The sequence below is a fragment of the Moorena sp. SIO4E2 genome, from assembly GCF_010671945.1.
Lineage (GTDB): Bacteria > Cyanobacteriota > Cyanobacteriia > Cyanobacteriales > Coleofasciculaceae > Moorena > Moorena producens.
In genome coordinates, this window is record NZ_JAAHIE010000991.1 from 1 (window position 1) to 2,016 (window position 2,016).

General features: G+C 45.3%; 1 protein-coding gene. It reads right to left on the reverse strand.

Annotated elements, in window-relative coordinates:
• Positions 1 to 361: 361 nt before the first annotated feature.
• Positions 362 to 1,744, reverse strand: coding sequence for an MFS transporter (locus F6K37_RS39805; RefSeq protein ID WP_287256782.1), 1,383 nt, complete (start codon positions 1,742 to 1,744; stop codon positions 362 to 364).
• Positions 1,745 to 2,016 lie beyond the last annotated feature (272 nt).

Sequence of the window (2,016 nt, forward strand, 5' to 3'; positions counted from 1 at the left end):
ATAAGCAGGTACACAAAAATAATTACACATTTTCCAAACCTAAAAGCCTTACAATGTCAGGGTTACAGAAATTGGTATTAGGTAATTAATGATGTGTACCTGCTTATCAGCTATCAGCGATCAGCTAAAGGCCTACGGTCACCCTACTGTTCGCGCAGCACCTCAAGTAGCGCAGTGCTTTTGAATAAGCGATGCAGCAAGGGAACAGGGGGTTTCCCCCACTCGCGCTTTGCATCAAGACAACAGGTAAGCATTGGAATAATGCTGAGTTACGGAAAACCGTCAGCTGACGGCTGACGGCTGATAGCACCTCAAGTAGCGTGCGTGTAGCGCATATGCTTACATTCCCCCTTACCAATGCTTAATCCCCAATCGCATCAGGTAATTCATCCTCCAAATATCGTAAACGAGGCAAAAAGTAAGCGATGCAAGTCATCAAAATAGTCAAAACTCCCATGGCAATAAACATTAGGCCAATACCACGACCAGGACCTGTCCCAATCACTGTGCCAATGGTTTTTGCCACAATACTATCTTGAGTCATTAAGGGTTCAAAGAAGCGATCGGCTAATGGACCTGCAATAACATAAGACAGAGGCAGCGCCGCAAAAGCCACTGATTTCCGAAATGCAAACACCCTTCCCTGGACTTCCGGAGCTACCTTGCGCTGGTAAATAGCTTGAATAGCACTGTTGACTATCGGAATAGTTAGTAGCATGGAAAAATTTGCACAAGTCAGAAGAATAGCTGAGGGGCGAAGACCGACAAGAAGTACGCACAGGCCAATAGTAAACATACTGATAAAAACAGTGGTCATTTGATTCTGCCAGCCGCCCCAAATGATCATCACTAAGCCCCCAATCAGCATGCCCGCATTGCCACAGGAGACCACAATGCCTAGGGTTCTTACCGATGCAAACGAAAGCACTAATGGGATATCAAGAACTTGAGCGGCTCCAATCAGGAAGTTACAGAGGGCAACCAACAGTACCAATCCCAAAAGACCTGGTCGCTGCACAAAATAGTCCCAGCCATAGGTTAAATTTTGTATAAATGACTCCTGTTTGGTTTGCTCCTCAGTTGAAGTTGAAAGCTCCGGAAATTTGACTATCAATAGAGCTACCAAGGCAAATAGTAGGGTAATAAAGTCAATGGCAATAATCCCTGGTAACTGAATAATCGCAAGTAGAGTTACCGCAAAGGTAGGAGCTGCTAAATCTGAGATGGCTTGTCCTGTGAAGACCATACCACTGGCACGGGCAAGATTAGCTTTGGGAACCAGCAGAGTGGTTGCGGCAGAATAGGCTAAACCTTGAAATGTACTGAAGCTAGACCTCAGCACATTTGTTAGGCAGATATGCCAAACTTCCAAACTGCCATTAAGGTATAACCAAACCACTAGCAACGTACACAAACCGGCAGAGAAATCACTAATAATCATCGTCCAACGACGACTCCAGCGATCGACATAGACTCCCGCAATCGGACCAATTAAAATCGGAGGAATCGCCGCCGAGAGGACGGGTAAGGAAAATTGGGTCACAGAATCGGTTTGCTGGTAAACCCAAATGCTGAGGGCAAAACTAGTCAGACTGGTACCGATTAGTGAAATGACTTGGCCAAACCAGATGAAGGTAAATGTTTCCATTCCTTGCAATGATGGAAACCGTTTAGTGATGGCCCTGATGATACTGGGCTGGCCATCATTAGCCGTCTGTGGTTGGGTATCAGTGGTCTGGTTCATTGGTGAATAGAAAAATAGGGGAACTGGAATTAAACAAGGGGAATCTAGGGATCGTCTAGACGCTTTTTCAATTAGTGATACCCTAGTCCACTCCTGTTGCGTTCGCGTAGCGGTTCCAAAGGAACATCGCGTTTTCCATAAAGTATATAGCGGTCTTTAGTCTAATGAGGTACACAGTATTTTTAGCATTTTACATCTTACCTCTTACATCTTATGATTTCACTGCTCCCTGCTCCCTGCTCCCTGCTCCCTGGTCACTAAAAACATGTACC